The 18,028-nt window shown below is 64.2% G+C and carries 17 protein-coding genes and 3 tRNA genes; 2 read left to right on the forward strand and 18 right to left on the reverse strand.

The genetic code is table 11. The features are described from left to right. Positions 1–9: 9 nt before the first annotated feature. From MUU56_RS02975 to MUU56_RS03060, 18 genes are all read right to left on the reverse strand, one after another. Entirely contained in the window at positions 10–1,521 is a 1,512-nt protein-coding gene (locus MUU56_RS02975) for an NADH-quinone oxidoreductase subunit M (protein ID WP_244765821.1), read from the reverse strand. Beyond that, complete coding sequence (gene nuoL, locus MUU56_RS02980) at positions 1,521–3,518, reverse strand: NADH-quinone oxidoreductase subunit L (RefSeq protein WP_244765822.1); 1,998 nt, start codon at positions 3,516–3,518, stop codon at positions 1,521–1,523. The genes MUU56_RS02975 and nuoL overlap by 1 nt, the downstream gene beginning before the upstream one ends. A gap of 7 nt (positions 3,519–3,525) precedes the next feature. After that, positions 3,526–3,834 (reverse strand): NADH-quinone oxidoreductase subunit NuoK, encoded by a 309-nt coding sequence (gene nuoK, locus MUU56_RS02985; RefSeq protein WP_160860343.1) that lies wholly within the window; start codon positions 3,832–3,834, stop codon positions 3,526–3,528. A gap of 27 nt (positions 3,835–3,861) precedes the next feature. Then, positions 3,862–4,476, reverse strand: a complete 615-nt coding sequence (locus tag MUU56_RS02990; RefSeq protein ID WP_244765823.1) for an NADH-quinone oxidoreductase subunit J — start codon at positions 4,474–4,476, stop codon at positions 3,862–3,864. Positions 4,477–4,583: 107 nt separating this feature from the next. Beyond that, positions 4,584–5,075, reverse strand: a complete 492-nt coding sequence (gene nuoI, locus MUU56_RS02995; RefSeq protein ID WP_023513863.1) for an NADH-quinone oxidoreductase subunit NuoI — start codon at positions 5,073–5,075, stop codon at positions 4,584–4,586. Positions 5,076–5,111: 36 nt separating this feature from the next. Next, positions 5,112–6,158 (reverse strand): NADH-quinone oxidoreductase subunit NuoH, encoded by a 1,047-nt coding sequence (gene nuoH / locus MUU56_RS03000; protein WP_244765824.1) that lies wholly within the window; start codon positions 6,156–6,158, stop codon positions 5,112–5,114. A 20-nt stretch (positions 6,159–6,178) separates the two neighbouring features. Beyond that, a complete protein-coding gene (nuoG, locus tag MUU56_RS03005) occupies positions 6,179–8,257 on the reverse strand; it encodes an NADH-quinone oxidoreductase subunit NuoG (protein ID WP_244765825.1) in 2,079 nt (692 codons plus the stop codon). Between the two features lie 118 nt (positions 8,258–8,375). Continuing rightward, positions 8,376–9,023 (reverse strand): NADH:ubiquinone oxidoreductase, encoded by a 648-nt coding sequence (locus MUU56_RS03010; protein ID WP_244765826.1) that lies wholly within the window; start codon positions 9,021–9,023, stop codon positions 8,376–8,378. A 4-nt stretch (positions 9,024–9,027) separates the two neighbouring features. Beyond that, the gene (gene nuoF / locus MUU56_RS03015; protein ID WP_244765827.1) at positions 9,028–10,332 is read right to left on the reverse strand and encodes an NADH-quinone oxidoreductase subunit NuoF; all 1,305 of its coding nucleotides are present in this window, start codon (positions 10,330–10,332) and stop codon (positions 9,028–9,030) included. Between the two features lie 11 nt (positions 10,333–10,343). Next, entirely contained in the window at positions 10,344–11,477 is a 1,134-nt protein-coding gene (locus MUU56_RS03020) for an NADH-quinone oxidoreductase subunit E (RefSeq protein WP_244765828.1), read from the reverse strand. A gap of 16 nt (positions 11,478–11,493) precedes the next feature. Beyond that, the gene (locus tag MUU56_RS03025; protein ID WP_244765829.1) at positions 11,494–11,736 is read right to left on the reverse strand and encodes a hypothetical protein; all 243 of its coding nucleotides are present in this window, start codon (positions 11,734–11,736) and stop codon (positions 11,494–11,496) included. Beyond that, entirely contained in the window at positions 11,736–12,926 is a 1,191-nt protein-coding gene (locus tag MUU56_RS03030; protein ID WP_064329775.1) for an NADH-quinone oxidoreductase subunit D, read from the reverse strand. Before MUU56_RS03030 ends, MUU56_RS03025 begins: the two co-directional genes overlap by 1 nt. Before the next feature lie 57 nt (positions 12,927–12,983). After that, positions 12,984–13,319, reverse strand: a complete 336-nt coding sequence (locus MUU56_RS03035) for a four helix bundle protein (protein ID WP_244765830.1) — start codon at positions 13,317–13,319, stop codon at positions 12,984–12,986. A 91-nt stretch (positions 13,320–13,410) separates the two neighbouring features. After that, positions 13,411–14,013: an NADH-quinone oxidoreductase subunit C gene (locus MUU56_RS03040; RefSeq protein WP_064329773.1), complete on the reverse strand. Its 603-nt coding sequence runs from the start codon at positions 14,011–14,013 to the stop codon at positions 13,411–13,413. A 19-nt stretch (positions 14,014–14,032) separates the two neighbouring features. Beyond that, complete coding sequence (locus MUU56_RS03045) at positions 14,033–14,614, reverse strand: NuoB/complex I 20 kDa subunit family protein (RefSeq protein ID WP_244765831.1); 582 nt, start codon at positions 14,612–14,614, stop codon at positions 14,033–14,035. Next, a complete protein-coding gene (locus MUU56_RS03050) occupies positions 14,605–14,970 on the reverse strand; it encodes an NADH-quinone oxidoreductase subunit A (protein ID WP_064329771.1) in 366 nt (121 codons plus the stop codon). The genes MUU56_RS03045 and MUU56_RS03050 overlap by 10 nt, the downstream gene beginning before the upstream one ends. 428 nt (positions 14,971–15,398) lie before the next feature. Beyond that, positions 15,399–15,475, reverse strand: a tRNA-Asp gene (locus MUU56_RS03055). A 48-nt stretch (positions 15,476–15,523) separates the two neighbouring features. Next, positions 15,524–15,600: transfer RNA gene (locus tag MUU56_RS03060), tRNA-Asp, on the reverse strand. 243 nt (positions 15,601–15,843) lie between these two features. Here MUU56_RS03060 and MUU56_RS03065 point away from each other — a divergent pair. Continuing rightward, a tRNA-Val gene (locus MUU56_RS03065) sits at positions 15,844–15,919 on the forward strand. Positions 15,920–16,210: 291 nt separating this feature from the next. Continuing rightward, positions 16,211–17,977 (forward strand): adenylate/guanylate cyclase domain-containing protein, encoded by a 1,767-nt coding sequence (locus tag MUU56_RS03070; protein ID WP_244765832.1) that lies wholly within the window; start codon positions 16,211–16,213, stop codon positions 17,975–17,977. Positions 17,978–18,028 lie beyond the last annotated feature (51 nt).

Here is an 18,028-nt window from a genome sequence, read left to right on the forward strand (position 1 = left end):
GTCCCGTCGTCAGTTCGCCGAAAGCGCAACGGATTGCGCCGCCTGCAGAGCCGCGGAGTAGTTATTGAGCAGCGCGTCGACCGAAGCCGCCGTCGCATCGAATACCGGCGCCGGATAGACACCGTAGAAGATCGTCAGGATCAGGAGCGGATAGAGCAGCAGCTTCTCGCGCATGTCGAGATCGAGCAGCGACTTCAGGCTTTCCTTCTCCAGCGCGCCGAAGATCACCCGGCGGTAGAGCCAGAGGGCATAGGAGGCCGAAAGGATGACGCCGGTCGTGGCGAAGAGCGCGACCCAGGTGTTGGCGCGGAAGACGCCGATCAGCGTCATGAACTCGCCGACGAAGCCCGAGGTGCCCGGAAGGCCGACATTCGCCATGGTGAAGATCATGAAGGCGACGGCGTATTTCGGCATGTTGTTGACGAGGCCGCCATAGGCCGCGATCTCGCGGGTGTGCAGCCGGTCATAGACGACGCCGACGCACAGGAAGAGCGCGCCCGAGACGATGCCGTGCGACAGCATCTGGAAGATGGCGCCCTGCAACCCTTGAGCATTCGCCGCGAAGATGCCCATGGTCACGTAGCCCATGTGGGCGACCGACGAATAGGCGATCAGCTTCTTGATGTCGTCCTGCATCATCGCGACCAGCGAGGTGTAGATGATGGCGATGACCGACAGCGCGAAGACGAAGGGCGCGAAATAGTCGGAGGCAAGCGGGAACATGGCGAGCGAGAAGCGGATGAAACCGTAGCCGCCGAGCTTCAGGAGCACGCCCGCCAGGATGACGGAGCCTGCCGTCGGCGCCTGGACGTGCGCATCGGGAAGCCAGGTGTGCACCGGCCACATCGGCATCTTCACCGCGAAGGAGGCGAAGAAGGCGAGCCACAGCCAGGTCTGCATGTGGGCCGGGAAGTTGTAGGCGAGCAGTTCCGTGATGTCGGTCGTGCCGGCCTGCCAGTACATCGCCATGATGGCGAGCAGCATCAGCACCGAGCCGAGCAGGGTATAGAGGAAGAACTTGTAGGATGCGTAGACGCGATCCTTGCCGCCCCACACGCCGATGATGATGAACATCGGGATGAGGCCCGCCTCGAAGAAGACGTAGAAGAGCACGATGTCGAGCGAGACGAAGACGCCGACCATGAACACTTCCAGGAGCAGGAAGGCGATCATGTATTCGCGCAGGCGCTTTTCGACCGAATGCCAGCTTGCGAGCACGCAGAACGGCATCAGGAAGGTCGACAGGATGACGAACAGCATGGAGATGCCGTCGACGCCGAGATGGTAGGAAATGCCGGTGCCGAGCCATTCGGCCTTCTCGACCATCTGGAAGCCGGGGTTCGAATTGTCGAAGCCGATCCAGATGAAGAGCGAGAGCACGAAGGTGAAGACCGTCGTCAGCAGCGCGACGTTCAGGATGTTGCGGCGGCCGTACGGGCTGTCCTCGCGGGTCAGCAGCAGAAGCGCCACGCCGACGAGCGGGAGGAAGGTGACCGCTGAAAGAATGGGCCAATCGGTCATCAGAGGGAGCTCCCGAGCATCATCCAGGTAACGAGTGCCGCAATACCCAGCAGCATCGCGAATGCGTAGTGATAGAGGTAACCGGTCTGGAGGCGGACGACGCGATCCGTGACGTCCACGACGCGGGCGGCGATGCCGTTCGGGCCGAGGCCGTCGATGACGGCGCCGTCACCCTTCTTCCAGAGGAACTTGCCGAGCCACTTGGCCGGGCGGACGAAGATGAAGTCGTACAGTTCGTCGAAATACCACTTGTTGAGCAGGAACAGGTAGAGGCCGCGGTGCTGCTCGGCGAGGTATTTCGGCGTTTCCGGCGAGCGGATGTACATGTACCAGGCGGTAACGAAGCCGATGGCCATGGCGGCGAACGGGCTCCACTTCACCCACTTCGGCACATTGTGGAACTCGTGCACGAGATGGTTGTCGGGAAGCGTGAAGAGCGCGCCCTGCCAGAACTCGTCATAGTGATGGCCGTAGAAGTACTCCACGAAGATCACGCCCGCGACCACCGCGCCGGCAGCCAGCAGATAGAGCGGGACCAGCATGACGGCCGGCGATTCGTGCACATGGTGCATGACGTCGGCGGAGGCACGCGGCTTGCCGAAGAAGGTCATGAATGCCAGGCGCCAGGAGTAGAAGCTGGTGAACAGCGCGGCGATGACCAGCAGCACGAAGGCGAAGCCGGCAACCGGGCTGTGCGAGGCGAAGGCCGATTCGATGATCGCGTCCTTCGAGAAGAAGCCGGCAAAGCCGATGACGGTGCCCGGGATGCCGACGCCGGTCAGCGCCAGCGTGCCGATCGTCATCATCCAGAAGGTGACCGGGATGTGCTTGCGAAGACCGCCCATGTAGCGCATGTCCTGCTCGCCATCGACGGCATGGATCACGGAGCCCGCGCCGAGGAACAAGAGCGCCTTGAAGAAGGCGTGTGTGAAGAGGTGGAAGATCGCCGCGCCGTAGGCGCCGATGCCGAGCGCGACGAACATGTAGCCGAGCTGCGAGCAGGTCGAATAGGCGATGACGCGCTTGATGTCGTTCTGCACGAGACCGACGGTCGCCGCGAAGAAGGCGGTGATGGCGCCGACGAGCGTCACGACCACGAGGGCGTCATGCGACAGTTCGAAGAGCGGCGACATGCGGGCGACAAGGAAGACGCCGGCGGTGACCATGGTCGCGGCATGGATGAGCGCCGAAACCGGGGTCGGGCCTTCCATGGCGTCCGGCAGCCAGGTGTGCAGCAGGAACTGCGCCGACTTGCCCATCGCGCCCATGAAGAGCAGGAGGCAGGTGGCGGTCAGCGCATGCGACTTGTCGAGGCTCATGCCGAACAGCGTGATGACGGGATCGGCGGCATCCGCGGCGCCTTCGGCCGGCAGGTAGGTCGCGGCCGTCGCGAAGATCGTCTCCAGATTGATCGAGCCGAAGAGCACGAACACGCTGGAAATGCCGAGGATGAAGCCGAAGTCGCCGACGCGGTTGACGATGAAGGCCTTCATGGCGGCAGCGCAGGCCGACGGCTTCTTGTACCAGAAGCCGATGAGCAGGTAGGACGCAAGGCCCACGCCTTCCCAGCCGAAGAACATCTGCAGGAGGTTGTCGGACGTCACCAGCATGAGCATGGCGAAGGTGAAGAGCGACAGATACGCGAAGAAGCGCGGCCGGTGCGGATCGTGGTGCATGTAGCCGATCGAGTAGACGTGTACCAGCGTCGAGACGGAGTTCACGACGACGAGCATGACGGCCGTCAGCGTATCGACGCGGAACGCCCATTCGACATCGAAGCCGCCGGACTGGATCCAGCGCAGCACGCTGACCTTGATCATCTCCGTCTCGCCCATGGCGACGTCGAAGAAGACGATCCACGACAGCACCGCGGCGATGATCATGAAGCCGGACGTGACGTATTCGGACGCCTTGGCGCCGATGGCATTGCCGCCGATGCCGGCGATCAGGAAGCCGATCAGCGGAAGGAAGACGATTGCCTTGATGATGGTATCCATGACCCGATCAGCCCTTCATCATATTGACGTCTTCGACGGCGATCGAACCGCGGTTGCGGTAGAAGACGACGAGAATTGCAAGACCGATGGCCGCTTCCGCAGCCGCGACGGTCAGAATGAACAGCGCGAAGACCTGGCCGACGATGTCGTTCAGGAACGCCGAGAAGGCGACCATGTTGATGTTGACCGCAAGCAGGATCAATTCGATCGACATCAGGATGACGATGACGTTCTTCCGGTTCAGGAAGATGCCGAAGACGCCGAGGGTGAAGAGGATGGCGCTGACAGTGAGATAGTGGGAAATACCGATTTCCATGATGCTTTTCCTTGGGTCCGCGCTGCCTCAGATGCCCTGACCGGGCTTCACCTTGACCACCTCGACGGCGGTCTCCGGCGTGCGGGCGACCTGCGTCGGGATATCCTGGCGCTTGATATGCGGCTTGTGACGCAGCGTCAGCACGATCGCGCCGATCATGGCGACGAGCAGCACGAGGCCGGCGATCTGGAAGAAATAGACGTAGTGCGTATAGAGCACGTCGCCGAGGGCGGCCGTGTTGGTGCGCTCGGCGACCGGCGGGATCGGCATCGAGGCATTGGCGGCGATCTCCGGCGAGAGCGTCGAGCCGCCGACGACGACCACGAGCTCGATCGCAAGGATGAGGCCGATCAGCGCGCCCACCGGCGCATATTCCAGCGCGCCTGCCCTGAGTTCGGCGAAATCGATGTCGAGCATCATCACGACGAAGAGGAAGAGAACCGCAACGGCGCCGACATAGACGACCAGCAGGATCATCGCCAGGAACTCGGCGCCCGTCAGGAGGAAGAGGCCCGCCGAATTGAAGAAGGTGAGGATCAGGAACAGCACGGAATAGACCGGGTTCCTCGACGCGATCACCATGAAGGCGGACGCCACCGCCACGAAGGCGAACAGATAGAAGAATAGAGCCTGCAGACCCATTTTGGTGCCTTTTCGTCTTCCCCGGAGGAGGTCCCCCCTCCCCCGTCGAAGCCTGACGACCTTATGCCGTCAGGCACATGCATTTCGTTTTACCCTCGCGCCGGCTATCAGCGGTAGGGCGAGTCCATCGCGATGTTGCGGGCGATTTCCCGCTCCCAGCGATCGCCGTTCTCGAGCAGCTTCTGCTTGTCGTAATAAAGTTCTTCGCGCGTTTCCGTCGAGAACTCGAAGTTGGGGCCCTCGACGATGGCGTCGACCGGGCAGGCCTCCTGGCAGAAGCCGCAATAGATGCACTTCACCATGTCGATGTCGTAACGCACCGTGCGGCGCGTGCCGTCGTTGCGGCGGGGGCCGGCCTCGATGGTGATGGCCTGAGCCGGACAGATGGCTTCGCACAGCTTGCAGGCGATGCAGCGTTCCTCGCCGTTCGGGTAGCGGCGCAGCGCATGCTCGCCGCGGAAGCGCGGCGAGACCGGGCCCTTTTCGAAGGGATAGTTCACTGTCGCCTTGGGGCGGAAGAAGTAGCGCATCGACAGGAAGAACGCCCCGACGAATTCCTTGAGGAACAGCGAATTTACGGCTTGCGAAAGACTAGCCATTTCAAGCTCCAATGCTGCTGAGGGTCAGGGCGGTCCTCATGCGGACCAGCCCGTGAGCTTCAGCACGAATGCAACGATGACGACCATGGCGAGCGAGATCGGCAGGAAGACCTTCCAGCCGAGACGCATGAGCTGGTCGTAGCGGTAGCGCGGCACGAAGGCCTTCACCATCGCGAACATGAAGAAGACGAAGGACGCCTTCAGGACGAACCAGATGATGCCCGGGACCCAGTTGAGGAACCAGACGTCGACCGGGGGCAGCCAGCCGCCGAGGAAGAGGATCGTGGTCAGCGCGCACATCAGGCAGATGGCGGCATATTCGCCGAGCATGAACATCATGTACGGGGTGGAGCCGTATTCGACCATGAAGCCGGCGACGAGTTCGGATTCGGCTTCCGGCAGGTCGAAGGGCGGGCGGTTCGTCTCGGCGAGCGCCGAGATGAAGAACACCACGAACATCGGGAACAGCGCCAGCCAGTGCCAATCCAGGAAAGAACCCGGCAGGCCGATCATCGTGCCGAGGCCGTCGCGCTGCGAATTGACGATATCTGTCAGGTTCAGCGAGCCGACGCAGAGCAGCACCGTGACGATGACGAAGCCGATGGAGACTTCATAGGAGACCATCTGCGCGGCGGAGCGCAGCGCGCCGAGGAACGGGTACTTCGAGTTCGAAGCCCAGCCGCCCATGATGATGCCATAGACTTCGAGCGAGGAGATCGCGAAGATGTAGAGGATGCCGACATTGATGTTGGCGATCACCCAGCCGTCGTTGAGCGGCACGACCGCCCAGGTGGCGAGCGCCAGCGTCACGGAGACGAGCGGGGCGAGCAGGAAGATCGCCTTGTTGGCCGTCGCCGGGATCACCGGCTCCTTGAAGACGAACTTCAAGAGGTCGGCGAAGGACTGGAACAGGCCGAAGGGGCCGACGACGTTCGGGCCGCGGCGCAGCTGCACGGCCGCCCAGATCTTGCGGTCGGCCAGAAGCACGTAGGCGATGAAGACCAGGAGCGCGACCAGGAGCAGCAGCGACTGGGCCACCATGATCAGGCCGGGCCAAACATAGGTCGAAACGAAAGCGTCCATAATGCTTTATCCCTTCGCGCTCATTCCGCCGCGGCTTTGAAATTGTTGCGGGCCAGCGCCGAGCATTCGGCCATGACCGCGGAGGCGCGCGCTATCGGGTTCGTCAAATAGAAGTCTTTGATCGGAGACGCAAACCCGGAATTCGCCATCGTCCCGCCTTTTTTCGCAAGTGCGGAAAGATCGGCGATATCGCCCGCCGCAATCTCGTCGATCGCGGCGAAATGCGGGTGTGCGGCGTGGAGTTTCGCTCTCAGCTGCACCAGCGAATCGAAAGGCAGCTTCTTGCCGAGCACGTCGGACAGCGCACGCAGGATCGCCCAGTCCTCACGGGCGTCGCCCGGCGCGAAGCCGGCGCGGTTGCCCAGCTGGACGCGGCCTTCGGTGTTGACCCAGGTGCCCGACTTCTCGGTATAGGTCGCGCCCGGCAGGATGACGTCGGCGACATGCGCCGCATTGTCGCCGTGCGAGCCGATATAGACCGTGAAGGCGGTCTTGTTGGAAAAATCCATTTCATCCGCGCCAAGCAGGAAGAGCACGTCCGTGCCGGTCAGCATCTCGGCCGCGGTCTTGCCGCCCTCGCCCGGTACGAAGCCGAGGTCGAGGCCGCCGACGCGCGCGGCCGCGGTGTGGAGGACCGCAAGGCCGTTCCAGTCCGCCGTCACCGCGCCGACGCTTTCCGCCAGGTTCGCGACGGCCGAGAGAACGGCGAGACCATCGGCGCGCGACAGCGCGCCCTGGCCGACGATGATCATCGGGCGTTCGGCCTTCTTCAGCTTTTCGGCAAAGGAGAGCGAGCCGTCGATGAGGGCCGAAAGCGTGTCCGTGCCGGCGCCGAGATAGTCGTAGTCGTAGCGCAGCTCGCCCTCAACGCCGATCACGCCGATCGGGAAGTTGTCCATGCGCCAGCGCTTGCGGATGCGGGCGTTGAGCACGGCGGCTTCGAGGCGCGGATTGGCGCCGACGATGAGCAGCGCGTCGGCCTGCTCTATGCCCTCGATGGTCGGGTTGAACAGGTAGCTGGCACGGCCGAGCGACGGATCGAGCACCGAACCGTCCTGGCGGCAGTCGATATTCTTCGAGCCGAGCGCGGTCATCAGTTCGCGCAGCGCGTAGATCTCCTCGACGGAGGCGAGGTCACCGGCAATCGCACCGATGCGGTCGCCCGGCTTGCCGGCGACAGCGGCCTTGATGGCGCCGAAGGCGTCGGCCCAGCTGGCGGGCTGCAGACGGCCGTCCTTGCGGACATAGGGGCGGTCGAGACGCTGGGTCTTCAGGCCGTCCCAGATGAAGCGGGTCTTGTCGGAGATCCACTCCTCGTTGATCTCCTCGTTGACGCGCGGCAGGATGCGCATCACCTCGCGGCCGCGGGTATCGACGCGGATCGCCGAGCCGACGGCGTCCATGACGTCGATCGATTCGGTCTTGTTCAATTCCCACGGGCGGGCGGTGAAGGCGAAGGGCTTGGAGGTCAGCGCGCCGACCGGGCAGAGGTCGACCACGTTGCCCTGCAGCTCGGAGGTCATCGCCTGTTCGAGATAGGTGGTAATCTCGGCATCCTCGCCGCGGCCGATCAGGCCGAGCTCGGTGATGCCGGCCACTTCCGTCGTGAAGCGGACGCAGCGCGTGCAGTGGATGCAGCGGTTCATGATCGTCTTGACGAGCGGGCCGATATACTTGTCCTCGACCGCGCGCTTGTTCTCCGCGTAGCGCGAACTGTCGATGCCGAAGGCCATCGCCTGGTCCTGCAGGTCGCATTCGCCGCCCTGGTCGCAGATCGGGCAATCCAGCGGGTGGTTGATGAGCAGGAACTCCATCACGCCCTCGCGCGCCTTCTTGACCATCGGCGTGGTCGTGAAGACTTCCGGCGGTTCGCCGTTCGGGCCGGGACGCAGGTCCCTGACGCCCATGGCGCAGGAGGCCGCCGGCTTCGGCGGGCCGCCCTTCACCTCGACGAGGCACATGCGGCAGTTGCCGGCAACCGACAGCCGCTCGTGGAAACAGAAGCGCGGAACCTCGGCGCCGGCCTCCTCGCACGCCTGAAGCAGCGTGAAGTGATCCGGGACTTCGATTTCTTTTCCGTCGACTTTCAGCTTTGCCATATCTCAATCCCGCTTTTGACGCGGGAAAGCCCCGCGTCTCGCCAGCGCCATTCTGTCCAGCCTCAGGTCCGGGTCCCGTCCCTTCGGCCTTGTTCCATCTGCCGGTTCCGGCGGGGTCTCAGCCCCTGCCCTTCGCCAGCGCCTTTGCCTGCTCCACCCAGCCATCGCGGGCAATGCGCCCTGCGAAACCGAGTTCGGCTTCGATCCTTGCGACATCGGCGGGCGTCAGGCCCACGATGTCGGCATAGCGCCGGAAGCCCATGCCGTTCAGCACCTGCTCCAGCTTCGGCCCGATGCCCGAAATCGCTTTCAGGTCATCGGCCTTGGCGGTCTTTGCCGCCGGCGCCTTGCGCGCCTGTCTGGCGCCGGCCGCCTTCGGCGTCGCACTTTTCTCGCGCGCCACCGTCACCGTCTTCGCCACGGCGGGCTTTTCCGCCTTCGGCACCACGGTCAGCGCCGGCTTCGCCTTGACCGGCTCCACCGGCTGCGGCTCCGCCGCCAGCGCCGCGGCCTCGTCGAGCACCACCTTGGCCCGCTCCGCCGCGCTCTGCATCAGGCCCAGCATCGCACCGGCCATCTGGCCCGCAATGCCGAAGCCGATCGCGGTCGTCGCGGCCATCGCCGCCACCGGATGGGCCATCAGCGGGTGCAGCGGCATGTCCGGCATTTCCCTCAGCCAGGGCGCGAGCCCGAAGGGATCGTTCCCGCCGGCTTCCGCCGGCTGAACCCTGGTTGCATTCGCATCCTGTCCTGCCGGCGTCTTCATCGTCTTACTCCGCTGCTTCGAGCACGGCGCCGTGCGCCATGGCGTTGGCCGTGTACTGGTCGATGCGTGCCTCGATTTCCGGGCGGAAGTTGCGGATGAGGCCCTGGATCGGCCAGGCCGCCGCATCGCCGAGGGCGCAGATCGTGTGGCCTTCGATCTGCTTCGTCACGTCGAACAGCATGTCGATTTCGCGCTTCTGCGCATTGCCCTTCACCATGCGCTCCATGACGCGCATCATCCAGCCGGTTCCTTCGCGGCACGGCGTGCACTGGCCGCAGCTCTCGTGCTTGAAGAAGGCCGAGATGCGCCAGATCGCCTTGATGATGTCGGTCGAGCGGTCCATGATGATCATGCCGCCGGTGCCGAAGGAGGACTTCACCTCGCGAAGGCCGTCGAAGTCGAGCGTGACGTTCATCATGTCCTCGGCCTTGACGACCGGGCAGGATGCGCCGCCGGGGATGACGGCAAGCAGGTTGTCCCAGCCGCCGCGGATGCCGCCGCCGTGCTTTTCGACCATTTCCTTGAAGGAGATGCCCATGGCCTCCTCGACCGTGCAGGGACGGTTGACGTGGCCGGACATCATGAACAGCTTGGTGCCGACATTGTTCGGGCGGCCGAACGAGGAGAACCAGCTGGCGCCGCGGCGCAGGATGGTCGGCGTCACGGCGATCGATTCGACGTTGTTGACCGTCGTCGGGCAGCCATAGAGACCCATATTCGCCGGGAACGGCGGCTTCAGGCGCGGCTGGCCCTTCTTGCCTTCCAGGCTTTCGAGCAGCGCGGTCTCCTCGCCGCAGATATAGGCGCCGGCGCCGTGGTGGACATAGATGTCGATGTCGTAGCCGAGCTTGTTGTTCTTGCCGAGAAGGCCGGCGTCGTAGCACTCGTCGATCGCCGCCTGCAGCGCCTCGCGCTCGCGGATGAACTCGCCGCGCACATAGATATAGGCGGCGTTCGCGCCCATGGCGAAGGAGGCGACGACGCAGCCTTCGATCAGCGTGTGCGGATCGTGGCGCAGGATATCGCGGTCCTTGCAGGTGCCGGGCTCGGATTCGTCGGCGTTCACGACGAGATAGTGCGGGCGGCCGTCAGATTCCTTCGGCATGAAGGACCACTTGAGGCCGGTCGGGAAGCCGGCGCCGCCGCGGCCGCGCAGGCCCGAGGCCTTGACCTCGTTGATGATCCAGTCACGGCCCTTTTCGAGCAGCTGCTTGGTGCCGTCCCAATGGCCGCGGGCCATGGCGCCCTTCAGCGACTTGTCCTTGGTGCCGTAGATGTTGGTGAAGATGCGATCCTGGTCCTTAAGCATGATTCACCCCTTTACCGCGGCTTCTTGCCGAAGACGCGGATGTATTCCGCTTCGCCGCCCTTGGCGAGCGCCTTGGCCTGCCTGACCCAGTCGTCGCGCTCGATGCGGCCCTTGAAATTCAGATAGGAATCGACCCATTCGCGCTCCGCCTTCTTCCAGGCCGCGACCTGCGCGAAGGTGAAGATGCCGAGCTCGTGCAAGATGCCCTCGATCTTCGGGCCGACGCCGGAGATGAGCTTCAGGTCGTCGGGCGTTTGCGGGCGCGCGATGGCGGCCGGGCGGTTCTTGTCTTCCAGCGACGGCTTGCCGGCCTCCGCGAGCGGCTGCTTGGCGGCGGCATCGCCGCCCTCGGCGCGCGTGTCGCCGGTCGCCTTGGCATTGGCGGCCGCTTCCGCCTTGGCGGTCGCCGGCGTCTTCAGCTTGGGATCGGTCTCGACGGCATCCGTCTTCGGCTTGGCGGCATTCGACGGGGGGACGCTGACGCTCTCCTCCTCGGTCTTCTTGGCGCGGGCCGGCGCCTTCTTGGCAACCGCCTCCGGCTCGTTGAGGCTGGTGAGGCCGCCAACCGGGGCGGAGAAGATGCGGTCGACCTGCGGGCCGGGCGTGACGTCGGCGCCCTTGCCGGCGTCGAAACGGTCGATGATGTGCTCGAGCTGCGTCGCCGTCAGGTCCTCATAGCTGTCCTTGAAGATCATGATCATCGGCGCGTTGACGCAGGCGCCCTGACACTCCACCTCTTCCCAGGAGAGCGTGCCCGTCTCGTTGAGATGGAAAGGCTCGGGATGGATGCGCTTCTTGCAGACATTGATGAGGTCTTCCGCGCCGCGCAGCATGCAGGGCGTCGTGCCGCAGACCTGGACATGGGCGCGCGTACCGACCGGCAGCAGCTGGAACTGGGTGTAGAAGGTCGCGACCTCGAGCACGCGGATATAGGCCATGCCGAGCATGTCGGCGACGGATTCGATCGCCGCCTTGGTGACCCAGCCGTCCTGCTCCTGCGCCCGCATCAGAAGCGGGATGACCGCCGATTGCTGACGGCCCTTCGGGTACTTGTTGATCGTTGCCTCGGCCCAGTCCGCGTTCTCCTTGGTGAAGGCGAAGCTGGCGGGCTGGACATTGTCATCGGCTAGTCGACGAACGGACATTCTGTAACGCCTTGTCTCAGTTGATCTGCCGGCACTGCGTTTGCGTCGTGTTGACGAATTCGCAGGCGTAGGCCGACGTGTCTTTCTGCATGAATACGACGTAGCGGCTGCCATTCGGCGCCGCCGCCTTGATCTCGTAGCCCTGGCTCGCCAAGGCCCCCATGGTGGTGCCGGACGCACCGATCTGCACGTCCTGCTGCGCGTTGGCGGCAGCGGCGGTTGCCAGGAGGATCAGCGTGGCAAGGGCAACGTTCGGCATCAGCGATCGACCTCGCCGAACACGATGTCGAGGGAGCCGAGGATCGCCGAGACGTCGGCGAGCTGGTGGCCGCGACAGATGAAGTCCATCGCCTGCAGGTGGGCGTAACCCGGGGCGCGGATCTTGCAGCGGTACGGCTTGTTGGTGCCGTCGGCGACGACATAGACGCCGAACTCGCCCTTCGGCGCCTCGACGGCCGCATATACCTCGCCGGCCGGCACGTGGTAGCCTTCGGTGTAGAGCTTGAAGTGGTGGATGAGCGCCTCCATCGAGCGCTTCATCTGGCCGCGCTTCGGCGGCACCATCTTGCCGTCGATCGAGGAGACCGGGCCGACCTTGGCGTCGCCCAGCAGGCGGTCGACGCACTGGCGCATGATCTTCGCCGCTTCGCGCATCTCGATCATGCGGATCACGTACCGATCGTAGCAGTCGCCGTTCTTGCCGATCGGGATGTCGAAGTCGAGGTCGGAATAGCATTCATAGGGCTGCGAGCGGCGCAGGTCCCAGGCCGCGCCCGAGCCGCGCACCATGACGCCCGAAAAGCCCCAGGCCCAGCAGTCTTCCAGCTTCACCACGCCGATATCGACGTTGCGCTGCTTGAAGATGCGGTTGCCGGTCAGAAGCTCGTCGATGTCGTCGACGGTCTTCAGGAACGGGTCGATCCACTTGCCGATGTCTTCCACCAACTCGTGCGGCAGGTCCTGGTGCACGCCGCCCGGGCGGATATAGGCCGAGTGCATGCGCGCGCCGCAGGCCCGCTCATAGAACACCATCAGCTTCTCGCGCTCCTCGAAGCCCCAGAGCGGCGGCGTCAGCGCGCCGACGTCCATGGCCTGGGTCGTGACGTTGAGGAGGTGCGAGAGGATGCGGCCGATTTCCGAATAGAGCACGCGGATCAGCTGGCCGCGGATCGGCACTTCCGTGCCCGTCAGCTTCTCGACGGCAAGCGCGAAGGCGTGCTCCTGGTTCATCGGCGCCACGTAGTCGAGGCGGTCGAAATAGGGCACGGCCTGGAGATAGGTCTTCGTCTCGATCAGCTTTTCGGTGCCGCGGTGCAGGAGGCCGATATGCGGATCCACACGCTCGACGATTTCGCCGTCTAGTTCCAAAACGAGACGCAACACGCCGTGCGCCGCCGGGTGCTGCGGGCCGAAGTTGATATTAAAATTGCGAACGTTATGCTCGTTCATGGGCGCGCTCCGCGCTGGGAGGGGTTAGCCAATAGGCAGTAGGCAGTAGGGGTTACTTCACTCTGCGCGTTCATTTCGTCCATCCTGCAAACTGCGGATTAGCGATCTCAGCATTCTTCCGATTTCGTCACTCGATTTTAACAACCCATCCACCTGATCCGGTGAGACGATGCCGACCCGTGACGAAAGTATCAAATGCGTCTCCAATTCCTTCAGGGACCCTTGCCCGATCTTGAGGTGCTGGACGTAGTGTCCTGTCGCATCCCGACCGTGGCCTTCAGCTATGTTGGCTGCCACCGACGCTGCCGAACGGCGTATCTGCGAGACAAGGCCATAGACTTCGTCGCGCGGGAACCGCCGCGTCAGGTCGTAGCATTCGACAGCCAAATCCATGGCGCGCTGCCAGACCTTCAGATCCTGATAGGAATTAATCGCCGTCCGCTCGCTCCTTCCTACTGCCTATTGGCTACTGCCTAGTTCCTGATTACTGCTTCGCCTTCTCATCCCCCGGCAGCACGTAATCCGTGCCTTCCCAGGGAGAGAGGAAGTCGAAGTTGCGGAATTCCTGCTTCAGTTCGACGGGTTCGTACACGACGCGCTTCACCTCGTCGTCATAACGCACCTCCACGAAGCCGGTCGTCGGGAAATCCTTGCGCAGCGGGTGCCCCTCGAAGCCGTAGTCGGTGAGGATGCGGCGCAGGTCCGGATGGCCGGTGAAGAGGATGCCGTACATGTCGTAGGCTTCGCGCTCGAACCAGTCGGCGCCCGGATAGACCGCACAGGCGGAGGGAACGGGCTGGTCCTCGCCGGTCGCGACCTTGACGCGGATGCGCACGTTCTGGCGCGGCGACAGCAGGTGGTAGACCACGTCGAAACGCTCGGCGCGGGCGGGCCAGTCCACGCCGCAGATATCGACGAGGTTGACGAAGCCGCACTGCACGTCGTCGCGCAGGAAGGTCAGAAGCTCGACGACGCGGGCGCCGTCCGTCTTCAGGGTGAGTTCGCCATAGGCGATATCGGCGGAGGCGACGAGATTGCCGGCCGCTTCGCCGATATGGGAGGAAAGCTCCTGGAGGGCTTCGCTCATATCTTAAAGTCCCCTGCCCTTAACGCTCGATCGTACCGGTCCGGCGGATCTTCTTCTGCAGCAGGAGCACACCGTAAAGGAGCGCTTCCGCCGTGGGAGGACAGCCTGGTACATAGATGTCGACCGGCACCACGCGGTCACAGCCGCGCACCACCGAATAGGAATAGTGATAGTAGCCGCCGCCGTTCGCGCAGGAGCCCATCGAGATGACGTAGCGCGGCTCCGGCATCTGGTCGTAGACCTTGCGGAGCGCCGGCGCCATCTTGTTGGTCAGCGTGCCGGCGACGATCATGACGTCGGACTGGCGCGGCGAGGCGCGCGGCGCGAAGCCGAAGCGCTCGACGTCGTAACGCGGCATGGAGAGCTGCATCATCTCCACCGCGCAGCAGGCAAGACCGAAGGTCATCCACATCAGCGAGCCGGTGCGCGCCCAGGTGATGAGCTCATCCGTCGACGTGACGAGAAAGCCCTTGTCGGCGAGTTCGTTGTTGATCTCGCCGAAGAAGGCGTCGTTGCTGCCGACGGGCTTGCCGGTGTTGGGATCGATGATCCCCCTGGCCTGCGGCGCGACGAGCGTCGTGTTGGTGTGGGCTACTCCCATTCGAGCGCTCCCTTCTTCCATTCGTAGATAAAGCCGATGGTCAGCACGCCGAGGAAGACCATCATCGACCAGAAGCCGAACCAGCCCATGTCGCCGAAGGAGACGGCCCAGGGAAAGAGGAAGGCGACTTCGAGGTCGAAGATGATGAAGAGGATCGACACCAGGTAGAAGCGGATATCGAATTTCATGCGCGCATCGTCAAACGCATTGAAGCCGCACTCGTAAGCGGAGAGTTTTTCCGAATCGGGGGCCTTGTATGCGACGGCAAACGGCGCGACCAGCAGCGCAAGGCCGATCACGAGCGCGATACCGATGAAGATGGCGATCGGGATATAGGAACCGAGAAGTTCAGTCATTGGCGTCCATCCTGCCTGCTCGTGGCGCCGGAGAGACGCCTGTTGGTCGTGAGAACCTGCAAGCCGAGAAAGTATGTTGCAACGCCCCGTCGTTAGCGCAGTGAGCGCCCCCGCGCAAGGCTTTGTCCGGCTTTCGCCCCATTCATTGTGTTGTTTTCCGAACAGCCGCGAAACCCCGGGCGCAAAGCCATTTAAATCGTTACGATTTCATGACTGACGCAATGCGGGACGTTTCGCCGCAGTTGCGAAGAAAACGACCCTGCCACCGTCCCCGGCGCACGGGCCGGGCGCACGATCGCGTCGCCCGGCGGCACCGATCCGCCGCCGCCCCGCATTCTGCGGCCCGACACGAAACCGACCGATAGCCACGAGCAATCATAACGTGCCGCATCAGGAAACAACCGCAATAGACTGGAGAGAAAGAAGAATGGCGCGAGTGACGGGGCTCGAACCCGCGACCTCCGGCGTGACAGGCCGGCACTCTAACCGACTGAGCTACACCCGCGCATCTTGTGGCCTTTCGGCCCTGGCACGTTTCGTCCGGTCTTTCGAGTGGCGCGAGTGACGGGGCTCGAACCCGCGACCTCCGGCGTGACAGGCCGGCACTCTAACCGACTGAGCTACACCCGCATCCTCGAAAGCGACCGGATGGCAAAACATCCGTCCCGAGCGGCCTCAGCCGTTCGATGAGCGGCTAACTAAGGGGTTCGCCCCTGGGTGTCAAGCAGGTTTCACGACAAAAGAATGACGCGTCCGAAAATGTTTCCACAGCCTCACGCATCGTCATGGTCGCGTTCAAAAAAATGCAAAAACTTTGCGATTGCCTCTTGCGGTTTGATCCGGTTCCGCATAGATCACGGCCACCAACGCGGCGGGCGATTAGCTCAGTTGGTAGAGCGCCTCGTTTACACCGAGGATGTCGGGAGTTCGAGTCTCTCATCGCCCACCATTTTCCCCAAAAGTTCAAGTTTTCCAGCGATTTCAACGCTTTTCGTGCGGGGAGCCGTCTTTCCCGGGCTTTCGCGCACGGCCTGTGCGCTCATTCTTGCAAGCCGCGCCTTCCCGTCAAGAGATCGCGGAGAATTGTCCTGCGGCACGTCAGATTCGGTTTGCAATCAGAGCCCGAGCCACTAGTTGACTTGAGAAAGAGCGGATTTGCGCCGATCTGCCGGCAAATCGGGCAGGACACCGCGCCATCCCGCGGATGGATTCGGGATTTTAGGCATATGAGGTGTTTTGCTTGAGCGGCAAGGTTGCGGCGGGGCAGCGTTTTGGCAACGAAACCGACGAGCGCCCGGCGGCATCCCGGGCGTTTTTGCGCCGGCTTCGGCTGTGGACGGGCCTGACCCTTTTTCTCTACGCGACGATGCACCTCCTCAACCAGGCTTTCGGCATCCGCTCCATCGAGGCGATGGAAATGGCGAGCCGGGTGCTTTTCCAGCCGTGGCAGAGCCTGCCGGGACGGGTGCTGCTTTACGGCGGGCTCGCCGTTCACGCGGCGCTCGGGCTGCGCGCGCTCTATCGGCGGCGGCACCTGCGGCTGCCCGCGGTCGATGCCGTGCAACTGGCCTTCGGCCTCGCCATCCCGGCCGTGCTCTTCGCCCATGCCGGGGCGATCGCCTATCTGAAGGGCGTCTACGGCGCGCGAATCGATTTCGACAAGACCGTCTACGCGCTCTGGGTCGCCAGCCCCGAGGTCGGCCTGCCCCGCCAGTTCCTGCTGATCATCGTCGTGTGGATCCACGGCTGCATCGGCGTGCGCGCCTGGCTGCGCGGCAAATCCTGGTATCCGCGATCCGTGCCCATCCTGATGTCGCTCGCCACCCTGCTGCCGGTGCTGGCGGTGCTCGGCTTCATCAATGCGGGCCTCGACATGCGCGACATTGCCGCCCAGGGCGCGGAAGCCCTGCGGCCCGGCCTGCATGACCTGCCGGGTTCACCCGCCGCGGCCGCAGCCGCCGAGGCCAATGCCATCGCAAACCGCTTCACCATGGGCTATCTCGCCCTGCTTGCCGGCATCTTCATCCTGCGAATGGCGCGCGACTGGCACGCCACGCGGTTCGATTCGGTCCGGATCACCTATCCCGGCGGCCGCGTCGTTTCCGTTCCCGTCGGTTTCAGCGTGCTGGAGGCGAGCCGCTGGTCGGCCATTCCGCATGCCTCCGTCTGCGGCGGCCGGGGCCGGTGCTCGACCTGTCGCGTCGAGATTACCGCCGGCGGCGAAACGCTGCCGGCCCCGGCGGGCGACGAGCAGCGCCTCCTGCGGCGCATCGGGGCACCGCCACCGGTGCGGCTCGCCTGCCAGATCCGGCCGGAACGCGACATCGCCGTCGTGCCGCTCGTGCACTCGACCACCGCGGCCCAGCTGCCGAAGGGCCGGTTCGGCCCGGTGACGGCCGCCCGCCGGGAGGCGGAGGTGGCGGCGCTCTTCGTCGACCTGCGCCAATCCACGCGCCTTGCCGACGATCGCCTGCCCTACGACACCTTCTTCATCGTCGAACGCTACATCAAGGCCGTCTCCTCCGCGGTGCGGGCGAGCGGCGGCCATGTCACGAACATTGCCGGCGACGGCGTCATGAGCGTCTTCGGCACCGACGGGCCGACGCATGATGCCGCGCGCGATGCCTTTCGCGCCGCGCTGCGGCTGTGGGAGGGGATCGACGCCCTGAACGAGGAGCTGCGGCAGGAACTGAACGAGCCGCTGCGCATCGGGATCGGCCTGCATGTCGGGGTTGCGGTCGTCGGCACGGAGTGGACGGGCGGCCTCGAAGGCATGCCTTTCCTCGGCGATACCGGCAATGTCGCCGCGCGGCTGGAGGCCCAGACCAAGCAGCTGGGCGCGACGCTGATCGCCTCGAAGGAGGCGGTCCTGATGGCGGCGGGCGAACCGCACGCCTTCACCTTCGTCCCCGTGATGCTGGCCGGGAAGCAGGACCCGATAGAGGTCCTGTGCTTTCGCGACAGCGAGGTGCTTCGCCAGCTCGTCGGCGCCGCCGTTTCCGGGTGACGCCCCGCCGGGTCTGCCCCGGTTATCACCGTCATATCCCCGCCGTCCCTC

This window comes from Shinella yambaruensis (assembly GCF_022899355.1).
Lineage (GTDB): Bacteria > Pseudomonadota > Alphaproteobacteria > Rhizobiales > Rhizobiaceae > Shinella > Shinella yambaruensis.